Annotated in this window: 16 protein-coding genes; 11 read left to right on the top strand and 5 right to left on the bottom strand. The window is 47.0% G+C overall.

The window, feature by feature from the left end; all coding sequences use genetic code 11:
• Positions 1 to 296: 296 nt before the first annotated feature.
• The 6 genes from B9N86_RS23155 (at position 297) to B9N86_RS23130 (ending at position 7145) form a co-directional block, all read left to right on the top strand.
• Entirely contained in the window at positions 297 to 2051 is a 1755-nt protein-coding gene (locus B9N86_RS23155) for an ABC transporter ATP-binding protein (protein WP_208915477.1), read from the top strand.
• Positions 2032 to 3888 carry an ABC transporter ATP-binding protein gene (locus B9N86_RS23150; protein ID WP_208915476.1) on the top strand — a complete coding sequence of 619 codons (1857 nt, stop codon included), beginning with the start codon at positions 2032 to 2034 and terminating at the stop codon, positions 3886 to 3888. Before B9N86_RS23155 ends, B9N86_RS23150 begins: the two co-directional genes overlap by 20 nt.
• A 103-nt stretch (positions 3889 to 3991) precedes the next feature.
• Complete coding sequence (locus B9N86_RS23145; RefSeq protein WP_244562813.1) at positions 3992 to 4321, top strand: thioredoxin family protein; 330 nt, start codon at positions 3992 to 3994, stop codon at positions 4319 to 4321.
• 204 nt (positions 4322 to 4525) lie between these two features.
• A complete protein-coding gene (locus tag B9N86_RS23140; protein ID WP_208915474.1) occupies positions 4526 to 5302 on the top strand; it encodes an ABC transporter permease in 777 nt (258 codons plus the stop codon).
• Positions 5299 to 6099 carry an ABC transporter permease gene (locus B9N86_RS23135; protein WP_208915473.1) on the top strand — a complete coding sequence of 267 codons (801 nt, stop codon included), beginning with the start codon at positions 5299 to 5301 and terminating at the stop codon, positions 6097 to 6099. The genes B9N86_RS23140 and B9N86_RS23135 overlap by 4 nt, the downstream gene beginning before the upstream one ends.
• Before the next feature lie 14 nt (positions 6100 to 6113).
• Positions 6114 to 7145, top strand: a complete 1032-nt coding sequence (locus B9N86_RS23130) for an ABC transporter ATP-binding protein (RefSeq protein ID WP_208915472.1) — start codon at positions 6114 to 6116, stop codon at positions 7143 to 7145.
• Positions 7146 to 7156: 11 nt separating this feature from the next.
• Here B9N86_RS23130 and B9N86_RS23125 read toward each other — a convergent pair whose 3' ends face one another.
• From B9N86_RS23125 to B9N86_RS23110, 4 genes are read right to left on the bottom strand one after another with little or no spacing between them, the layout of a single operon-like run.
• Complete coding sequence (locus B9N86_RS23125; protein ID WP_208915471.1) at positions 7157 to 7888, bottom strand: hypothetical protein; 732 nt, start codon at positions 7886 to 7888, stop codon at positions 7157 to 7159.
• Positions 7885 to 8652, bottom strand: a complete 768-nt coding sequence (locus B9N86_RS23120; protein WP_208915470.1) for a fluoroquinolone export ABC transporter permease subunit — start codon at positions 8650 to 8652, stop codon at positions 7885 to 7887. The genes B9N86_RS23125 and B9N86_RS23120 overlap by 4 nt, the downstream gene beginning before the upstream one ends.
• Positions 8649 to 9503 (bottom strand): ABC transporter ATP-binding protein, encoded by an 855-nt coding sequence (locus B9N86_RS23115; RefSeq protein WP_208915469.1) that lies wholly within the window; start codon positions 9501 to 9503, stop codon positions 8649 to 8651. The genes B9N86_RS23120 and B9N86_RS23115 overlap by 4 nt, the downstream gene beginning before the upstream one ends.
• Complete coding sequence (locus B9N86_RS23110) at positions 9500 to 10129, bottom strand: TetR/AcrR family transcriptional regulator (RefSeq protein ID WP_244562812.1); 630 nt, start codon at positions 10127 to 10129, stop codon at positions 9500 to 9502. The genes B9N86_RS23115 and B9N86_RS23110 overlap by 4 nt, the downstream gene beginning before the upstream one ends.
• Before the next feature lie 293 nt (positions 10130 to 10422).
• Here B9N86_RS23110 and B9N86_RS23105 point away from each other — a divergent pair, with 293 nt between their 5' ends.
• From B9N86_RS23105 to B9N86_RS23090, 4 genes are all read left to right on the top strand, one after another.
• Positions 10423 to 12393, top strand: a complete 1971-nt coding sequence (locus B9N86_RS23105; protein ID WP_208915467.1) for a tetratricopeptide repeat protein — start codon at positions 10423 to 10425, stop codon at positions 12391 to 12393.
• Positions 12394 to 12565: 172 nt separating this feature from the next.
• Positions 12566 to 13261 (top strand): methionine ABC transporter ATP-binding protein, encoded by a 696-nt coding sequence (locus B9N86_RS23100; RefSeq protein ID WP_208915466.1) that lies wholly within the window; start codon positions 12566 to 12568, stop codon positions 13259 to 13261.
• Positions 13254 to 13958, top strand: a complete 705-nt coding sequence (locus tag B9N86_RS23095; protein ID WP_208915465.1) for a methionine ABC transporter permease — start codon at positions 13254 to 13256, stop codon at positions 13956 to 13958. The genes B9N86_RS23100 and B9N86_RS23095 overlap by 8 nt, the downstream gene beginning before the upstream one ends.
• 65 nt (positions 13959 to 14023) lie before the next feature.
• Positions 14024 to 14872, top strand: a complete 849-nt coding sequence (locus B9N86_RS23090; RefSeq protein ID WP_425298553.1) for a MetQ/NlpA family ABC transporter substrate-binding protein — start codon at positions 14024 to 14026, stop codon at positions 14870 to 14872.
• A 517-nt stretch (positions 14873 to 15389) separates the two neighbouring features.
• On the opposite strand, the gene B9N86_RS23085 is transcribed toward B9N86_RS23090, so the two are convergent.
• Positions 15390 to 16637: a sensor histidine kinase gene (locus B9N86_RS23085; protein ID WP_208915463.1), complete on the bottom strand. Its 1248-nt coding sequence runs from the start codon at positions 16635 to 16637 to the stop codon at positions 15390 to 15392.
• A gap of 428 nt (positions 16638 to 17065) precedes the next feature.
• On the opposite strand from B9N86_RS23085, the gene B9N86_RS23080 reads away from it, so the two are divergent.
• Entirely contained in the window at positions 17066 to 18619 is a 1554-nt protein-coding gene (locus B9N86_RS23080; protein WP_208915462.1) for a sensor domain-containing diguanylate cyclase, read from the top strand.
• The last annotated feature ends 274 nt before the right edge of the window (positions 18620 to 18893 follow it).

Here is an 18893-nt window from a genome sequence, read left to right as displayed (position 1 = left end):
TCTATTATATCGAAGAAATAGAGGCGAAAATTTAGCTCCCTGCCCGGTGCTGCAGCAATTTCCCAATAAAAAACCATCTCTCTCCGCAAGGCAGAGTAAGAAGCTTGTTATCGAAGCTAACGCTTTGATAACATAAAATTGGAGATAACATAAATTTAAAATTTCCTTTTATAACCGATTAAGACGGAAAAATACGTTATAATATACATATTAGCAGTGGATCGAACTAGTAATGCTACTAAAGAGGCCTTCGCTTCAGACGTGCAGCATCAGGGCCAACAGTCGGAGGAATGTGAATGGGTATAGTCTTTTCCTTTTTAAAGAAGTACCGGGTTGCCGCAATAGCGGCTCTCGCGATGATGCTTATGGAACTTTCGCTGGAATTGGTCCAGCCGCTCATCATCTCCAAGATAATTGATGACGGCATACAGCAAGAGAATTTGTCGGTTGTATGGATGTGGGGAGGCATACTGACGTTTAGTGCGCTGATCGCGTTCGGGGCCGGAATTGCGAGCTCTTTCTTCGCCGCACATACGAGCCAGGGGCTCGGATACGATATGCGGGACAGGCTGTATGATAAGGTGCAGTCGTTTTCATATTCGGTGTTTAACCGTTTTTCGACCTCGTCGCTGATAACACGGTTGACTGGTGATGTTACGCAAATCCAGGATACAGTGTTTATGGGGCTGCGGTTTATGACCCGGGTGCCGCTTGTGGTGACTGGAAGCATTATTATGGCGCTTGTAGTCAACGTCCGTTTGGGATTGTGGCTTGTGCTGACGGTACCCGCGTTGTTTATTTTTATCGCCTGGGTTATGAAAAAAGCGGCCGTCTCTTTTCGCAATGTACAACAGCGTCTTGATGCGGTGAACGGCGTTATTCAGGAAAATTTGACGGGAATCCGGCTCATTCGCGTTTTTGTCCGGATGGGACACGAGATCAAGCGCTTTGCTAATTCCTCGGAGCGTCTAATGAAAGGGACGGTATCCACGCTGCGGATGACAGAGCGGACGATGCCTTTTATACTGATCGTCATGAATGCGGCGATTATGGCGGTATTGTGGTTTGGTCGAAAAGATATCATCTCCGGCAGTGCTTCAATTGGCGAAGTGGTAGCCGTACTGAACTATACTTTGCGTTGTATAGGTGCCATGTCGGCTTTATCCGGTCTAGTCATGGTGCTGTCACGAGCCCGTGCGTCGGCGCAGCGTGTACAGGAGGTCTTGGATACGGAGAATGATGCCTATGAGAACCAGATGTCTGGACCAGAGGCGGGAAAGGTAGGAGCAAAGCCTGTTCAAGGCTCGGTAAAATTCGATAACGTCAGCTTCAGCTACCCGGGCAGTGATATCGCGGTGCTTACGGACATATCGTTCCAAGCTCGCCCCGGTGAGCGAATCGCAATTATGGGCGCGACTGGCTCTGGAAAATCTTCGGTCGTTCAGTTGATTCCGCGATTATACGAGGAAGATTCCGGAGCTGTCTACATAGACGGAGGGAAGGCCAGTGAGCTGGATCCTGACCGGCTCCGGAGAAGTATCGGCTACGTTCCGCAGGAAGTGCTGCTGTTCTCGGGAACGGTAAGGGACAACATCGCTTGGGGCAGAGAAGAAGCGAGCATGGATGAAATTGTAGACGCTGCCAAAAGAGCACAAATTCATGAGACGATTGAACGTCTTTCGAAAGGGTATGAAACGATGCTTGGCCAGCGGGGCGTGAATTTGTCCGGAGGCCAAAAGCAGCGCTTGTCGATTGCGCGGGCACTCGTGCGCAAGCCTGCCATTTTGATTCTCGATGACAGTACAAGCGCTTTGGATGTGCGGACGGAAGGAGCCCTTTTGGACGCATTAAAAGATCTTTCATGCACGACGTTCCTCATAACACAGAAGATCAGTTCTACCACATCAGCGGACCTGATTTTGCTGCTGGATGACGGACGTTTAATTGCACAAGGAAATCATGAAGCGCTGATGACAGACTCCTCGCTGTATCGCCGTATTTATGAGTCTCAATACGGGGAGGAGGCACAACATGTTCAAAACATTCACTGAACCGTTCCGTCATCCGAGGCCGAAGTTTGAGCTGGGGGAAGGCAAAGGCATATTCAGTCGGAAGACAAGTGCCAAAGCAAAGAATTGGTCGGCCACACTGGGACGCATATGGTCATATCTGGCACGCCGGAAGGGCAAGCTTTCCCTTGTCCTGTTCATGGTGCTGCTCAGCTCGGGACTGGCGCTTTTGGGGCCATATTTGATTGGCGTTGCCGTGGATGAATTTTTGGAGGACGCCAGCAAAACCGGGGGATCCGCAGGGCCTTCATGGATATATTTTTTGATCGGACTCGCGGTTGTATATGTGCTTCAGGCGCTTACCACCTGGCTTCACAACATATGGATGATTGGGATCGCACAAGAAACGGTGTATCGGATGCGAATGGATCTGTTTTCACATCTGCACCGGCTCCCGATCCCGTTCTATGGAAAAAGACAACAGGGCGAAATTATGAGCCGCCTGACCAATGATATTGAAAATGTAAGCTCCACGCTGAACAGCTCGGCGATTCAGATCTTCTCCAGTGTGCTGACACTGGTCGGCACGCTGTCGGTCATGCTGTGGCTTAGTCCGCTGCTGACACTGCTCACATTTCTGGTGGTGCCGCTTATGGCGCTCGGTATGCGCTGGATTACGCGCCGCACAGGTCCGCTCTTCAAGGAACGGCAACGCAACTTAGGGGAGCTGAACGGTTACATCGAAGAGACACTCTCCGGGCAGCGCATTATTAAAGCGTTCTCCCAAGAGGATCGGGTTATCCGCGAGTTCGGGGAACGTAATGCCAAGATCCGGATGTCTGGCTTTTGGGCACAGACGATTTCGGGCTTCATTCCAAAGCTAATGAATGGTCTGAACAACCTTAGCTTTGCGATTGTAGCCGGTATTGGCGGTATTATGGCCATTAAGGGCTATATCACGATTGGAGTCATCATTATTTTTGAAAGCTATGCAAGGCAGTTCACAAGACCGCTGAATGATCTGGCGAACCAGTGGAATACGCTGCTGTCTGCTATCGCAGGGGCAGAGCGGGTGTTCGAAGTGCTTGATGAAGAGGTGGAGGCCAAAGATGAAGGTGCTGCTGTTAAGCTCGAAAGTGTGAAGGGGGCTGTCTCCTTCAAAGACGTCTCTTTTTCGTATGAAAAAGACGGTGATACGCTGGAAGGCATTACATTTGAGGCGAAGCCCGGAGAGATGATTGCCTTGGTTGGACCGACAGGGGCAGGCAAAACGACATTAATTCAGCTGCTGTCACGGTTCTATGATCCGGATGGCGGGATCATTACGCTGGACGGACGTGATTTGTCGTCAATTCAGCGGGAGAGTCTGCGATCGCATATGGCATTCGTATTGCAAGATTCATTTCTGTTTGAAGGAACGATCCGGGACAATATCCGATTCGGACGGCTTAATGCAAGCGATGAGGAAGTCGAAGAGGCGGCAAAGCTTGCCAATGCACATTCTTTTATCATGCGTCTGAATGATGGGTACGATAAGGTGCTCAAGCAGGGAGGAAATGGGATCAGTCAAGGACAGAAGCAGCTGCTCGCTATTGCCCGGGCAATTCTTGCCAATCCTTCTATGCTTGTGCTGGATGAAGCGACCAGCAGTATTGATACCGTGACAGAGATCAAGATTCAAGAAGGATTGCAGCGTCTTATGAAGGGACGAACGAGCTTTGTTATCGCGCACCGGCTGAACACAATCCGCCAAGCGGACCGAATATTGGTGCTTAAAGAAGGACGGCTGCTGGAACAGGGATCACACGATGAGCTGCTGAAGCAGGGTGGGTTCTACAGCGATTTGTACCACAGTCAGCTGAAGCGAGCTGCCATGTAAAAGTTAGCTTGAGAGTTTTATATTTAAATTACAAAGCCACCGTTGATAAAGGCGCTAAAAGGCCGTTTCAACGGTGCTTTAAGTTTATCTGGAACGGAGGTGGATGAATTTGCGGCAAATGAAGTCGTTAAATGAAATTAATCAGGTGATCGAGAACGAACCGCTCGTCCTACTCATCATTAAAACCGGTCAATGCGGTGTGTGCGAATCTGTGGAGGCTAAGGTTTCCCTTATGCTGGAGTCTCGGCCTGACATGACTGGCGTCTACGTATATATGGAGGACGCTCCTGATGTGGCCTCAGCGTATTTGGCACTTTCCGCACCGATGGTACTGCTGTTTTACGAGGGGAAGGAAGTAGACCGTATCGCTCGCTTTGTCCGCTTTGACGAGCTGGATCATGTGTTGTCACAGTACGAGGAATTGCTTAAATAGTAGGGGTAATAATATAACGCCGGATGGACAGGTTTGGTTCCTGTCACCGGCGTTTTTTGTTACGTACGTTTTTATAAATGATATCGGTTGCAAAAAATAAGTTGCCTCTTGTGGAATGATTTGGTATGCTATTGTCCTTCTCTCATTTTCGCCTTGTCTGAAGTGGGCGGGTCCGCCGTCCAAACAACTTATCGGAGGTGTCACATGCTTTATTTCACGCTGGCTTCCAAAGCCTATGCCCGGAATTTGCAATACCGGGGCGCGCACATGATCCACAACATTGCGAGCGCTATGTTTGGTTTCATGTACGCCTGTATCTGGATCGGTCTCGGAGCAGACTATACGCTTGGAGAGTATGGAACGCAGGGAATGGTGAGTTACATCGCTTTCACCCAATCTGCGCTGTGGATCTCCAGTTTCGTCACGAATGGTCTCGGCATCCCTCAATCCGTCAGGACTGGTCACATCTCACTAGACCTGATGCGTCCTGTACACTTGTTCAGTCATTTGATGGCCAGAGAGTGGGGGCAGATTGCCTATCAGTTCGTGTACAAGTCCATTCCGATCTATGTGGTGTATTACTTCGCTTTTTCACTTTCTCTCCCGGAACAAGCCATTTCCCTTTTTTACGCAGCCATTGCTTTGGCTGGAGCCGCCTATCTGTCCATTTGCATTAATTATCTGATCGGCGCGTCCGCTTTGTGGACAACGGAATCTTCATGGCTATATTGGGGTAATCATGCCATGATCAACCTGCTCGCGGGCTTTTTCATTCCGATTGAATGGCTGCCGGATTGGCTGGAACGTATCGCCTGGCTGTCGCCGTATCCTTACCTGCTGTATGTCCCAACACGATTCTATCTCGGTTTAGGTAGCGTTTCCGCCTTATGGGGAACGTTGTTTTGGTGTCTGCTGCTGACGCTTGCCTGCTTGCTGATAACCGGGTTTTTACGTCGAAAGGTGGAGGTGCAGGGGGGATGACGATAAAATCAATGGTTTCCTTATACGGTATGCTGATCCGTACGAGTATTAAGAGTCGTATGCAGTACAAGTTCAACTTTATTCTCGCCTCATTTCTGGCCGCACTCATTCAAATTTCCGAATTTCTGATGGTAGCCATCGTGCTGCATAAATTCGGTGCTATTCAAGGCTGGTCCATGTATGAAGTTGGCTATTTGTTTGCGGTGATGACTCTGTCCAAGACGCTGTACCGGACCTTTGCAGATGAAGTGCATCATCTCGAAAAATATCTCGTTACCGGCGAGCTCGACCAACTCCTGACTCGGCCGATGCCGGTGTTACTAGCACTGATGCCGCAAAATTTCCGCATTATGCTCGGTGAAGTTCTTCAAGGTGGTTTTTTGCTGGCGTGGTCCCTTGGCGGCATGATTGGCCGCGGACAGACGGGCTGGACCGCGGTCCCGCAAACCTTGTTTATTATTTGCACGGGTGCGGTGATCCTGTTCTCGATCGGGCTTGCGACCGCAACATGCGGCTTTTGGACGACTCGGATCAGCGAACTGCAGACCATTACGGAGGATGCCGCAGGCACGGCCGTCCGCTATCCACTGAGTCTGTACCCGAAATGGATGTCAACCATTCTGCTCGTCATAGTCCCGGTCGGGTTCGTTAACTATGTTCCATCCCTTTACATATTACGCGGTGAGCTCGGACCCTGGGTGTTTATCGCCACGGCTGCAGCCGCGGGGATTTGTCTGGCCTTAAGTTTAAGATTTTGGAAATTCGGCATTACCAAATACCAAAGTGCGGGAAGCTAAAGGAGGAGCGAACGATGATTGAAGTTCAGGACATACGCAAGGAGTTTAAAACACCTGTTGTCAAGGAGGGACGCTTCTCCGGTCTAAGGACCCTCTTCACAAGGGAGTACAAGACGAAGGAGGCCGTGCGCGGCATCAGCTTTCAAGTGGAGCAAGGGGAATTCCTTGGATATATCGGGCCTAACGGGGCCGGGAAATCCACAACGATCAAAATGTTATCAGGTATTCTGCACCCGACATCGGGCGAAGTGTTAATAAGCGGAATGAATCCGCACAAGGAACGCCGCCACGTTGTGAAAAACCTTGGGGTCGTGTTCGGACAGCGGAGCCAGCTATGGTGGGACCTGCCGGTTAAAGATTCCTACGATATTCTGGCAAAAATGTACGAAGTGAGCGAAACGGATAAGAAGCGAAGACTCCATCAGTTTTCCGAGCTTCTGGAGCTGCACACGTTCTGGGAAACGCCCGTGCGCAAGCTGTCGCTTGGGCAGCGCATGCGCGCGGACCTCGCCGCAGCCATGCTGCATGACCCGGATCTCTTGTTCCTGGATGAGCCGACGATCGGCCTGGATGTGAACGCCAAACGGAGTATCCGCGAGTTTCTGACACTGCTGAACAAAGATTTTGGCAAGACCGTTCTGCTCACAACACATGACATGGATGATATCGAACAGCTGTGCAGTCGTGTCATGGTTATTAACAACGGAGAGCTGACATATGACGGGACGATTCAATCGCTCCGGGATACGATCGGGCTGCCAACTCTGATCACCGTTACTTACCGCGGCGCGTTTCAAGTGCCGGATCAGTACGGGATGGAAAGTCAGGCCCAATGGAGTTCGAGTCCATCCGGGACGGTAACTGCTGAGCGGGCACAAACCTCGATCCGCATCGTAAACGTTACGGGAAGCACAGTTACAGTGGAAGCCAACCGCCGAGAGATCAATACGCTAGAAGTGATGAAGGAGCTCGGCAGTTGGGGGGAACTGGACGACATTGATATGAAAGATCCGGATTTTGAGGATGTTATTCATAAGGTGTACTGAAGCCTGCGGTTTCAGGCGATCCGGCGCAAATATCGTCTGAACAATATTCTCAACCAGACAAGGTGCACAACTAAACCTGTGAATCCTGCAATAATCAGCTTTGGTTCATTCCATGGCATGCTGCTAGGCTGCGTAAACAGTTGGGCGACCCAAAAGGTCGGTACTACGGCCGAGCCCCAGCGCCAGGGCTCAGGCAAGAAGTAAGATAGTACGGGTACAAAAACCAGCAGCCCTCCTATTTTGGATAACGCAAGCCCCTCCACTTTGTTGGACGCAAAGGAAACGAGCAGCAGTGCCATGATTGGGCCCTCTATCAATAGCATAGGTAGAGCAAATCCATATTGAATTGGGTTCCAAGACGAGTAATCAACCATTAGAAAAGCCAGAACAATATAAATACCGGACAGCAGCGTCGGCAGCGTTAATCGGTGGAGAAAATATCCTTGCTGCGTGATGGGAGTAATAGCATAATAAGCAATCAACTGCTCATCTCTTTCGTCAAGCATCATTAGTCCGGCCATCACACCGACGACAAGCGGAATGAGAAGAATGGAGGCTCCGTATAAGATGCCATAATGCGCCGATAATTGGAAATCGGCTGAGAGCAAAAGAGAAGTGATGATGGGCACCCCATATTTAAGCGCCAGCACCAGTAATAAAGGAGCGACAGTGATGAACACAAGCATCGGATCGCGTCCGACCTGTTTTATATCACGTCGCAGCATTTGTACGGCCCGGTTCATACCGTGAGCCCTCCTTTTTTAAAGCCCCATAATAACAATTGCAATGACCGATGAGCCCATATGAAAGCGATGCCGATCCAACTGAGCATTATGATGACCGCAAATACGATATCAATTGTCTGGACCGGTTCAAAAACCGATTGGAGCAGCAGGAGCGAGGCACCAGCCGGGAAAAACAAGAAAACCTTGCTTGAAAAAATATGCAGCGTGTCCAGAACGGGTAACACCAGAATGGTGGAGACAAGGATCGACGAGAAGAAAAATCCGTTCATGGTATGACAGCGTACTGCAACTCCAAGTCCAACCAAAGTAAAAAAAACGGACGTTAGCATAACAGCGATGATCAGTATAATCATGTTTCGGTGAAGACCAAACGTACCAATATGGATGGCAAGGCTGCTCATCAGTGACAGACAAGTTAGTGAAAGCGTTTTTGACCAAATGTATGCTCCAAGCGGATAGGGCGTAACAAACAGATTGTCGTGGATATGCTGTCCTTTTTCGAGCAGGATAAGACCGCCAATAAAAAAGTAACCGAGCATGCTTGGATCTGAAAACGTCAGGAGTATACTCCACATTGCCTGCTGATTCTCGGGGATCATGTTTAATAGAATGAGATAGGCGAGGCTGATCAGCAGATAAGCGGTATAAAAATGATGGCGCAGTTGAAGTTTGATATCCTGCCTCCATGAACAGACGAACTGGCGAGCACCATATTGGCGAAGCTGAAGAGTGGTAAGAGGGGAAGTAGTCTGATGCTTCATGTTAGAGTTCTCCCTGTTACTTGGATAAACAGTTGATCAAGCGTTGCTTCCTGCGTGTGGATCGTCTCGATGGAGCCGCTCCGCAGAAGTAAATGAAATGCTTCGTTATCCGCGATACCGTCCAGCTGATAATCGGCACGCTTGAGCAATGATCCTTCCCTGTACTCCACGGATACTGCTTTATTTCCTTCTCTCACTTTAAGCTCCCGCGGCGCGTCGATCAGCTTGATCTCACCGTCTACGATAAAAGCGACTCTGTCGCAGATTTCCTCGGCGGCGTGCATGTTATGCGTTGTTAGAATGATGGTTTTTCCAAGAGCTTTTTGCTGTAAAATGATTTCTTTTACGGTGCTTGCGTTCACAGGGTCGAGCCCCGAGGTGGGTTCGTCGAGGAACAATATATCCGGCCGATGCATCAGCGCCCGGCATAAGTTCAGGCGCATTTTCATGCCTTTTGAAAAATCGGACACTTTCGTCCGCCCATATTCCTCCAGCGATAACTGAGCTAGTAGATGCTCGGGTTCATCTGTGGGAACGTTATATAAGGAGCGAAACAGGTTCAGATTCTCCAGTGCCGTAAACTGGCTGTAGAAGTTGGGGAATTCAAAGGCAACGCCGATCGAGTTGTAGTACTCCCGTCCATGGTTCCTCAGCTGCTTGCCCAAAATGCAGACACTGCCTTCGTACTGCTTCAGCATGCCGATCAGTATTTTCTGGGTCGTGCTTTTTCCGGCTCCTGACGGCCCGAGAAAACCGAATATTTCTCCTTGAGGGATATGAAAATTCAAGCCCTTCAGCGTGTAGTGCTTATGACCGGGATAGCGGAAGCGAAGCTCCTTCACATCAATCATGGCTCTATCTCCTTCGTTTCTATAATTAGGCCGTCCGTAATCAAATCAATGAACAGATTCATGGTATCGCGGTAGTGTTTATCCCCGATAAGATGCTTTTGCAGAGACAGTAGAATAAACGAGCGAATCATACTGACGATCACCTCGGGATTTTGCGGTTTAATCCATCCCTGTTGCTGTCCTTTCTTGATCACTGGCAGCAGGTCGTCTGCATCCTTGGTGAAGTTGTTTTCCAGTTTGTCAGCCGGGAGCTTCCGGAATAAAGACTCCGCGAACTCTTCATCGTACAGCTGCCTTAAAAAGGGGTTACTTTCCAGCACGGCAAGTGACTCTCGCAGAAATTGCTTGAAACGTTCACGGCTGAGGGGACCACCGTTAAAATAAGTTTCGGCCATCTGTCCGCGAATCGTCTCTTCTTCCTGCTCCAGCAATTCAAAGTACAGTTCCTCCTTGGAGGAATAAAACAAATAGAACGTTCCTTGAGCAATGCCGGCTGCTTTTGTCAGATCGGCAATGCTCGTTTTTTTTAATCCGAATACGGTAAATAAATGCTTTCCTTTTTGCTGCAGATCCAGCCGGATCTTTACTTTTTCTTGTTCGTTGAACCGGGGCATACCTCGTCTCACACTCCATCTATTATGAATTTGTGAATAAATTTATTTTATATTCATAATTAAAATCCAAATCTTTACTTTTGTCAATATTAGCCAGACCCATTTCGCCATATAGAGACTTCAAGCAATTGAGTCTGATGGAATTGTCTGGATTAATCTCTGGACAATTCCCCCTCATATAGTCAAAATATATAGATACGTCATGATCAAATTCACGTATTTTTTACTACTCTGCTCGGGTAATGAATAAAGTAATATATTGTTAGCGCAGTTCCCTATACATATAAAGCTAAAGGGTGAGAGATATGATTTTTATTGACAGGATCTGGCTCAGAATTGGTAACTATTATCGTAGGCGTCAAGATACGGAGAAGGCGCTCAAATACATCAGGAAAGGTCAAAAGGCTATTCAATCTTTAAATGACCAGATCATATACGCCGAACTGCTGCATTATACCGGGCATTCTGATGAAGCAGTGGAATACCTGGGACAGGTAATTGAATGGAAAGGTGCGGGAAGAGCCTACGAGCGGCGGGCGCATATTTTGCGTGAGATGAACCGGGAAGAGGAAGCGATCACCGATCTGAATGAAGCTATCCTTTTAGATGGCGACAATTATTTAACTTGGTATACGAGAGGCATAGCGTATAAGGATTTAGGGAAATACGACGAAGCGATTCGAGATTTAAAGGAATCGATTAAGCGGGAGGATCGGAGTACGGTCATTTCCACCTATTATGAGTTAGGTATGACGTATTTCGAGAGCGGCAACCCGGCGGAAGCTGTTTCCTGCTTCAAGGAAAGCATCAGTCTTCCGGATCGGGTTATCCCGATGTATTACTTCATGTTGGCCAGATGTCTGGATTTGATTGATTCGGTAGAGGAAGCTTTAACTGTATTGCGGCAAGGAATTGAGCTGGCTGACCGCTATGAAGCCGAGGCGGATCAAGGCTACGGGCTGTTTGATGCAAGTACGAATTACAGCTATGGTGCTTTCATGACATTTCAGCGCCAGACGAAGGAGAGCTTTTCCTTTCGGAGGCTGCTTGCCGATTTGTACCTGCAGCTTGGTCAATATGAGAAAGGGGTCGCTGCAGCGTCGGAAGGGCTGCAGAAATACGCCGGTGCGGTGGAGCTTTATTTGAAACGGGCGGAAATCTATGCAGCCTGGGGCAAAAACCATCAGGCTAAAGAAGATTTGGAGCTGGCGCTTCATCAAGATCCGAACGACTTCCGCGCCTATTTCGAGCTCGCCAGACTGTACAGAGAAGAAGAATCGGAGGAGAAAGCGGCAGAAGTGATAACGAAGCTGTATCGCTTACATCCGGAATCTCCGCTGGTGTGTTACTGGATGGCCGATTGCTTCTATCGTATGGGGCAGCATGACAAGGCAATTCAACTGAACGACAAATTGCTCGAGATGGAAAATGATGACCCTGCAAACTATACGCAGCGTGCTGATATCTGTATCGAAATGGGTAATCTGCCTTCAGCGGAGCAGGCGCTGAATGAAGCGTTGAAGCTCAGCGACCTACCAGAAATTCATAATAAACAAAGTTATGTTATGTATCTGCAGGGTAAGAATGAAGAAGCATTGCTTGAGCTCCAGAAAGCCGTTTCACTGGACCCCGATTTCGCAGAACATCCGACCTATTTAACCGCAAGCGGCCATATCTATAAAGAGATGGGATTGTGGGAGCTGGCGATTGATGCTTATACGAAAGTTATTCATATGAATCCCGGCAATCCGAGATTATATGAATTTCGTGCGGTCTGCTTTTTGGAGACGGAACAATTGGACAGAGGACTATCTGACTGTACCCAAGGGATTGAGCTGGACCCAAGTTATGCGGGGCTTTACAGCCTTCGTAGCGGTATTTATCTATCGATGATGGATTATACAAGAGCCAGAATAGATATTATGAACTTTCTAGAGCTTCAGCCTGGACATCCGGGTGCGTATTATCGCTTGGGTCAAATCCATTACAAGGATAACGACGAGGAGGCTGCATTGGAAGCTTTTGACGAGGTGCTGAACATTATGCCGGAACATGCGGAGAGTTATTTGTACAAGGCTCATATTTATTTCCAGCAGTTAGAGCCGGAAGAAACCGTCCAGAACATTGTAAACTGGAGCCTGCACCTGAGCAAAGAAAGTTCGCCGTCTGAGAAGATCAAAGCGATTGAAGCCTTGGAAGGATTTGATGAGACAATTCTGGAGCGGGCAGTTGAGAAGCTAACTGAAATGTACGGTCATCAGCTGTACTTGTCTTGACGTTATAAAATCCCAAACATTGCTTTACTCTTTAAAAAGACCACTTAGTTCAAATTTGTGATATGATTATTATTGCTTTCACGAGAAACGGTTTCGTCCTTGGAAGGACGTGAACCGTTTCTTCTTGTGCTTATACATACAGTGCTTGTAGAAGTAGTTAGGGAGGTACATTATGATATCCTTACAGCAGGTGAGTAAAAGTTTCGGACCTCCGAACAATCGTTTTTTGGCCGTGGACTCCGTCACCCTAAGCATTGAAGAGGGTAATATTCACGGCATTATAGGAGCGAGCGGTGCTGGTAAATCGACACTTCTTCGCTTAATGAATGTTCTGGAAAGACCCGATTCCGGACGTGTGATTGTGGATAAACGCGATTTAACTGGGCTCGGGAATAGACAGCTCCGAGAGGCAAGAAGATCCATCGGGATGATCTTTCAGCATTTTAATCTAATCAGCAACCGGACCGTAGGCGGAAATATAGTCTTACCGTTAGAGCTTGCAGGTGTACCGAAAAAGGAACGGCTCAATCGGATGGAGGAGTACCTGCATTTTGTCGGACTTTGGGATAAAGTGGATCAGTATCCTGCCCAACTTAGCGGTGGACAGAAACAAAGAGTGGCGATTGCCCGGGCTTTGGCGAACCGCCCTAGAGTACTGCTCTGTGATGAGCCTACGTCGGCTTTGGATTCAGTGACCACTTCCGGTATCCTCGATGTGCTGAGACACGTTAATGAACGTTTCGGAGTTACAGTCGTGATGGTTACGCATGAGATGAATGTGGTAAACCGGATTTGCAGCCATGTTTCGGTCATGGATAACGGACAGTTGACGGAAACAAATCCGGTGGAGGTTCATACTAATGATTGATTTTTTGAACGAAATAGTGCAATATGTGAATGACTATTTTGCTTATGTGGCGCAGTATCAGTCAGAAATATGGAAAGCGATCGGGGAAACGTTCGTCATGGTTGGCATATCCATCGCTGCGGCTATAATACTGGGTCTTCCGGTAGGAACACTATTATATTTGTGCCGAAAGGGACAGCTATATGAGAATGCATTGATGTTCTCCGTTCTGAACGGGGCAGTAAACATCATCCGCTCGTTTCCGTTCTTGCTGCTTGTGGTCATTATGATTCCGGTTACCCGTATGCTGGTCGGAACGTCCATCGGCACATTGGCGGCGGCGGTACCGTTATCCGTGGTGGCTGTAGCCTATTATTCCAGGCTTGTGGAGCAGTCACTACTCGACGTTCCGAAGGAAGTGACCGTGACAGCCTCATCTATGGGAGCATCAACCCTGCAGTTGATCTTTAAATTTCTGTACGTGGAAGCCCGTTCGGGACTTGTGCTTGGACTGACGACATCTACGATCAGCTTTATATCTTATTCGACGGTTATGGGAATCGTTGGCGGGGGCGGTGTTGGCGATTTTGCCATCCGTTACGGATATCAGAGATTTGAGACGGAAATTATGGTGTTTACGATCATCATCATGGTTATACTCGTTCAGTCGATCCAATTTACTGGCAACCTGTTGTCAAGACTGCTGGACAAAAGATAAATATAATCCGGCAGTTCATCAAGCTTATTACTTCAAAGATAGGGGTATGGTTTATTATGAAATTCATGTCAAAATTTTCTCGCAGCATGCTGGTTGGTCTTCTGGCTGCAGTTATGCTCGTAGTTGCAGGTTGCGGACAGAAAGAAACAGCAGAACCTGCGGGCGAAACCGGAAAGGAAGCTGCAGGTAAAGAAGTAACGTTGAAAGTTGCTAGCCTGATTCCGCCGATGACCGAGGTGCTGGATCTTGTGAAGCCGAAGCTGAAAGAAGACGGCATTAATCTGGAGATTATGATTCTGTCGGATAATGTTCAGCCGAACAATGCGCTAGCAAACAAAGAAGTGGATGCTAACTTCTTCCAACACGTACCTTATATGGAGGAGTACAACGTGAATAACGGCAGCGAGCTTGTAGCTATTGAGCCGATTTATCATGCGATTTACGGTGCTTACTCCAAGCGTTATAAGTCCATTGAGGAGCTTCCGGATGGAGCGACTATAGCCGTTGCGAATGACCCGTCTAACCTAGGACGTTCACTTGTCTTGCTTGAGAAGCATGGATTGATCAAGCTGAAGGAGGGCGTGGGCATCAAGGCTACTACTTCTGATATCGTGGAGAATTCCAAAAAATTCAAATTCCAGGAAGTCGACCTGCTGATGCTTGCCCGTACGCTGGATGATGTGGATATGGCAATCATGACTCCGGCTTATGCCAAGCCGCTTGGCTTGACACCAAAGAAGGACGCGTTGATTACGGAAGGAACAGACTCTGAATTTGCCATTACTCTGGTTGCACGTAAGGACAATGCAGATTCCGAAGCAATCCGTAAGCTTGCCGAGGCAATGACAGGTCCTGATGTGAAGAAATTCTTCGAAGAGAATTATGGTGATATAGCTATTCCTGCATTTGAATAAAAATGTGAGTTGATAAAGATTGGATTGTCCTAAAAGTAGATCAGGGACGTTTTAATCCTTTAAGATAAAAATGGCAGTCCAAGATGTGTGTTCTTGGACTGCCATTTTTTTATGCAGCTGACTTATTTCTCGATTTGCTTGCAATAGTCAGAGACACTTGTTTTGATTTAAAGTTGAATACGCATGAAGTAGCGGAGAGGACGAAGCGATTCCAGAAAAGCGTTAGCGTTCAGCTAAAAGCTTTCCAAAGGAAAACTGCTTAGAAAGCATACGCTGCCGTCCACGAATTTTTCTCGCTAAAAATAGGCTCATCATCAAATTTAGTGCTTAACGATTATTAAATTGAATGGGCTGCTATGATCAAACATGACGTAATAAGTAATCTTGTATGTTATACAATTATACAACATTCACTGACCGAATCCTGTCGGATTATTTGGAGTGGTCACATTTCATAGGTAAGAAGGTTCAATCAGGTACTGATATGTCTTAAACGTCGTTAATGTATAGTGCAGCGTCAAGCAAGAGGCAGCGAAATCGTAAACACGGTTCCTGAATACAGCTCGCTTTTAACGGAAATCGTACCGTTCATGGAACGTATAGCTTGATAGGAAAAGGTTAGCCCGAGTCCGGTGCCGGTGCTTTTGGTAGAATAATAGATCGAGCCAAGCCGGCTCATCTGTTCTTCATCCATCCCCACACCGTTATCTTGGATTTCGAGTTGAACCCGCCGGAGATGCTGCAAGAATTGAATGCTGACTCTGGCCTTAGGCATATCGGCGCTGGCTTCAATTGCATTCTTAATAAAGTTAACAAGCAGCTGCTTCATCTCTGTCGGGTTACCGGTGATATGCACGGGAGCAGCCGGGTACGACGCTTCCAAAGAAACATTGTTCATGTTGGCGTATGGTGTCATCACCTCAACGACCGTTTTTAGCTGCACGACAAGATCGATATGCTGATGGAAAGTAGCCAGAGGTTTACTGATGGACAGGTAATCTGAAAGAATTTGTTCTGTACGGTGGATTTCTTCAATACTGATATCGATGAAACGTTCTGTTTTTTCCCAGCCTAACGTGTTCGCGCGAATTAATTTCAGAAAACCGAGGACGGTCGTCAGAGGGTTGCGTACTTCATGGGCAAGCGAAGCAGCCACTTGATTAATTGTCTCGACCTTCTCGTTCTGGATAAATTTAAGATATAACTCCTTGTCCGTGACAGATTTATTGAACAAAGTGATGAGCAGCCAAATGCCAAGACAATTATGAACCGGCATAGCTAGAATGTTAAACGTTACATTGGAAAGTATATAATCCGGTTTGGTGATGTAAAGCACGACTATAGGAATGATGGAAAAGCTGATTCCGGCGATGAACGTAATCCAATACTTTTTTCTGATTTTGTAATAAAAAGAACTTAGTAGAATAGATAGAGGAAAGGTGATAGCCAAAATAATTAAAGCGTCCAAAGTGCCTGAACCACCAATGTATAATCGGAATATTATAAATTCTACGAGTAAAATAAAGCCGGTCGTAACCCCTCCAAACAAGATGCCAAAAAATATGATGACATACCTGACATCAAAGACAAGTCCATCCTGTACACTGAGGGGAAAGGTCATGGACAGTATGAGGCAGAATGAACAAGTAAATATGATGAACCGTCTGGAGTAGTTTACCTCAAGGTTGCGGTAGTAGATGTTATATAATACAAATGGTGTAAGTGAGAACAGCAGCTGGAGGAGTATTTCTTTGATTTCTGACAAAATGTATCACCCTCTGGGTCTGAAAGTATGTCGATACTTTCGCCATTTTTATTGAACTAAATCTTTCGACATCGGATGAAAAAATCCTTGGTTTTTTTGTGGAAACCGCAAAAAAATTTAAATAATCTGTGAGATAAGCTCCAACCTTCTATATATGGTGGATGCCTGTTCCCGTTCCACGCTTCTCGATATGCTGCTAAAACTCCGGGTTGAGAACAACATCCAGCACCGATACACACAGCAGCTGATTTCAGATGTGCCAAAAATTCATTCGGAATGGAATTTAAATTCATAATTAGAATAATATTTCGTGAAGAATAACGACATTTTTCGCCATATTTTGTTACAATGGGATAATAATCCTGTTTTTTGACCTGTCCAACTGGGTTCCATCAGGGTTTTAATTTTGGAACGAAGGAAGGCTCATCGTGGGAAAGCGCAAAGGATTCAAGCTCCGTATTATACTCGGCTTACTTGTTATCAGTTCCATCGTGTTAACCGCTGTTGTTGGAGGATATTTAGCGGTAACCGCCAATGTGAAGTCTTTGTCGTACAATTATTTGGAGAGCAACTATCAATATGCCAAGAAGCTGGCTTCGAATACAACCGATATTTTAGACATTATGCAAAATAACATGAACAGCGTTGCCCGCTTGGCAGGAGAATCAACCTTTAGTCAGCGGGACTTGGATATCTGGTTCAAGGCGAATGAGCAGTATTTTAACTCGGTCTTTATTGCTGATTCAAGGCGCCAGATTAAGGCCGTTACTCCCGATCAGGAATATAGTCTTGTCGGGAGCCGGCTCACATCCAAAGCTTCCGCTCAAGCCGTCGAGACGAGAGCCTCGATCATTTCGGAACCTTACGTGGCAGCGACAGGACGTTTGATCCTGCTGATCTCCTCCCCGATATATGACGCTCAGGGAAATTATAAAGGCTTTGCAGGAGGAACGATCTATCTGCAGGAGGACAATGTACTCAGCAGGTTGCTGAGTGAGCATTTTTACGGAAACGGCTCCTATGTCTACGTGACGGATAATCACGCTCATCTTATCTTTCACCCGGATTGCCGGCGGATTAATCGGACCATCATTGGAAATGATGTCGTTCAGCAAGCAATCAGCGGAAAAAGCGGCTCTGCCGAAATAACGAATACCCAAGGAACATCGTTCTTTGTAGGTTATGCTTATGAGCCGAGAGGCGGCTGGGGAATTGTGTCACAGACCCCCGTTTCGGTTCTGGATGAACCGCTAAAGAAGCTTGTATGGAGTATTTTGCTTCATGCTCTGCCGATTTGTATCGTCATTTTGTTCGTTGCCTGGCGCGTTTCCCGTTATATCTCAACCCCCCTCTACGAGTTGGCCAAATTCTCGGAAGATGCGGTCGTGTCCAAAAAATCCGTTCCACCAGCGATGTCGAAAATCTCTTCCCTCATCTATGAAGTGAGACAGCTGCACCATAGCATAGGCAATCATTTGAACCACCTCAATGATGAAATACACATTGATGGTCTTACAGGACTGGCTAACCGCAAAACATTTGATTTAACGCTGGAAGAATGGCTCGATGAACGTCAGCCGTTTGCACTTATTTTGATAGATATCGATTTTTTTAAACGGGTAAATGATATGTATGGACATGTGGTTGGGGACGAGGTGTTGAAATATCTCGCTTCGGAGATGCGTTTGTTCGCAGGGCTTGAGGATTTATGTTTCCGCTATGGTGGAGAAGAGTTTGGTATTGTGATGAAGCACGCGAGTCTTCAAAAGGCAGTTGAGCTTGCTGATACTCTCCGTCAAGAGATGGCTAAGGGACCGGGGCCAAACGGAGTAGAGGTTACCATATCGATCGGGATTGCGATATACAACGAAACGGAGTTATTGACCTCTAAGGAGATTGTGGAGAGGGTGGATGTAGCCCTTTACAGGTCCAAACTGGAAGGTAGAAACCGGATTACCGTATTTACACCGGAGGAGATATAAAGTCTGGATATAGATATTATATGAGAAACCTTTCTATTAATTTTCGGTAGGGCTCTATGCCCTGCACGTGGTGAGGTTTCTTTCATTTTTGCGCTAGTGAAATATATTGACTTTTGGTTAGAGATATATTCGCAAATGTGCAATGTGTGCCGATAATAAACATTGATACCTCTTATGGGGAATGAGGAGAAAATGTTCCTTACAACTAAAGAAAGTTAAAGGAGACTCGGCAGCTTGGGCCTGAACTATATCATGCTTTCACTACTCGAACAGT

The organism is Paenibacillus uliginis N3/975, assembly GCF_900177425.1.
GTDB classification, from domain to species: Bacteria; Bacillota; Bacilli; order Paenibacillales; family Paenibacillaceae; genus Paenibacillus_AQ; species Paenibacillus_AQ uliginis.
The sequence above is the reverse complement of the archived record's forward strand: the minus strand, read 5'-3'. Positions and strand labels throughout refer to the sequence as shown.

What these genes read in the sequence shown, in the direction of transcription:
- B9N86_RS23155 (WP_208915477.1), top strand. Translation starts at nt 297, where the DNA reads ATGGGTATAGTCTTTTCCTTTTTAAAGAAGTACCGGGTTGCCGCAATA.
- B9N86_RS23150 (WP_208915476.1), top strand. Translation starts at nt 2,032, where the DNA reads ATGTTCAAAACATTCACTGAACCGTTCCGTCATCCGAGGCCGAAGTTT.
- B9N86_RS23145 (WP_244562813.1), top strand. Translation starts at nt 3,992, where the DNA reads ATGAATTTGCGGCAAATGAAGTCGTTAAATGAAATTAATCAGGTGATC.
- B9N86_RS23140 (WP_208915474.1), top strand. Translation starts at nt 4,526, where the DNA reads ATGCTTTATTTCACGCTGGCTTCCAAAGCCTATGCCCGGAATTTGCAA.
- B9N86_RS23135 (WP_208915473.1), top strand. Translation starts at nt 5,299, where the DNA reads ATGACGATAAAATCAATGGTTTCCTTATACGGTATGCTGATCCGTACG.
- B9N86_RS23130 (WP_208915472.1), top strand. Translation starts at nt 6,114, where the DNA reads ATGATTGAAGTTCAGGACATACGCAAGGAGTTTAAAACACCTGTTGTC.
- B9N86_RS23125 (WP_208915471.1), bottom strand. Translation starts at nt 7,888, where the DNA reads ATGAACCGGGCCGTACAAATGCTGCGACGTGATATAAAACAGGTCGGA.
- B9N86_RS23120 (WP_208915470.1), bottom strand. Translation starts at nt 8,652, where the DNA reads ATGAAGCATCAGACTACTTCCCCTCTTACCACTCTTCAGCTTCGCCAA.
- B9N86_RS23115 (WP_208915469.1), bottom strand. Translation starts at nt 9,503, where the DNA reads ATGATTGATGTGAAGGAGCTTCGCTTCCGCTATCCCGGTCATAAGCAC.
- B9N86_RS23105 (WP_208915467.1), top strand. Translation starts at nt 10,423, where the DNA reads ATGATTTTTATTGACAGGATCTGGCTCAGAATTGGTAACTATTATCGT.
- B9N86_RS23100 (WP_208915466.1), top strand. Translation starts at nt 12,566, where the DNA reads ATGATATCCTTACAGCAGGTGAGTAAAAGTTTCGGACCTCCGAACAAT.
- B9N86_RS23095 (WP_208915465.1), top strand. Translation starts at nt 13,254, where the DNA reads ATGATTGATTTTTTGAACGAAATAGTGCAATATGTGAATGACTATTTT.
- B9N86_RS23090 (WP_425298553.1), top strand. Translation starts at nt 14,024, where the DNA reads ATGTCAAAATTTTCTCGCAGCATGCTGGTTGGTCTTCTGGCTGCAGTT.